This is a genomic window from Acinetobacter sp. MF4640 (genome assembly GCF_002018895.1).
GTDB lineage: Bacteria > Pseudomonadota > Gammaproteobacteria > Pseudomonadales > Moraxellaceae > Acinetobacter > Acinetobacter johnsonii.
Genome location: NZ_MVOM01000126.1, coordinates 1 through 1,302, shown reverse-complemented (window position 1 = coordinate 1,302; position 1,302 = coordinate 1). Strand labels below are relative to the sequence as shown.

The window sequence follows — 1,302 nt, the reverse complement described above, 5'->3', positions numbered from 1 at the left end:
CCTTTAAGAGGCTTATTTTATGGAACATGAACGAGAACAAAGAGTTAAACGTACACAAGGTGATTATAGCTTTGCCTTTAAAATGATGGTTGTACATGAAGTAGAAAAAGGGCAAATTACTTATAAACAAGCTCAGGCAAAATATGGTATTCAAGGAAGATCAACTGTGCTGGTATGGTTACGCAAGCACGGACAACAGGACTGGACTTCGAATATGCCGCCTTCTTCTAAACGCCAATTAACACCCCAACAACGAATCCGCCAATTAGAAAAGCAGTTAGCCGCAGAAAAGCTTAAAACTGAATTTATTCAGGATGTGATTTATCACATTGATAAAGAATGTGGGACTGATCTTGGAAAAAAGTATACCGAGCACGTTTCAAAGATTGGCAAAGCCAAAGAGGACTAAGCGTTTCACGTTATTGTCAGTGGTTGGGAATCACCCGACAAGCTTATTATCAAGCAGAAAAACGTGCTCAAATGACTGCACAAGCAACTGAACAAATACTTGAGTTGGTTATGGAATATCGTTGTCTCATGCCAAGTATCGGAACACGTAAGTTGTATTGGCTTATTAAAGGCAAATTGTTGCAGCGTGGTTTAAAGTGTGGACGGGATCAGTTATTTAAAATATTGAAAGAGCATAATTTATTGATTCGCCCCAAGCGTCGCTATACAAAAACTACGGATAGCAAGCATTGGATGAAGAAGCATCCAAATTTATTAAAGGATTATTCAGCAGTGCAAGCCAACGAAGTCTTTGTTAGTGATATTACTTATGTTGAGAGTGCTGAAGGCGTACATTATTTATCATTGGTGACAGATGCTTATACCCGTCAGATTAAAGGTTATAAGTTATCGAATGATATGCGTGCGGAGAATGTTATGCAGGCTCTACATATGGCGATGCAGCATGTGACGGATCGAGCGACTAGGATGATTCATCATTCAGACAGAGGCTCTCAGTATTGCTCTGAGCTATATCAATCGGCATTGCGCCATTATGGGATATGTCCTTCCATGACAGATGGATACCTTGCGAAACAGTGTTTCTCATATCAAAATGCATTAGCAGAGCGGATTAATGGAATATTAAAGCAGGAGTTTTTAACTACACGATGTCAAACCATGAAGGAGTTAGATCACTTAATTACGGAATCTATCATGATTTATAATTACTATAGACCACATTTAAGTTTAAATATGAACACCCCGAATCAGATGTATGAGCAAACTAAAACCGAGCTAATTGCTTAACTCGGTTTGAAGTGGAATACTGTCAATCTATTTCAGGACAAGACA

Annotated in this window: 1 protein-coding gene; it reads left to right on the top strand. The window is 38.7% G+C overall.

Features of this window, described 5'->3' with window-relative positions:
- Positions 1 to 19 precede the first annotated feature (19 nt).
- A protein-coding gene (locus MF4640_RS18730) for an IS3 family transposase (protein WP_101495500.1) occupies positions 20 to 1,257 on the top strand; the annotation gives its coding sequence in 2 pieces (ribosomal slippage) (positions 20 to 356 and positions 356 to 1,257; 1,239 coding nt in all).
- Positions 1,258 to 1,302 lie beyond the last annotated feature (45 nt).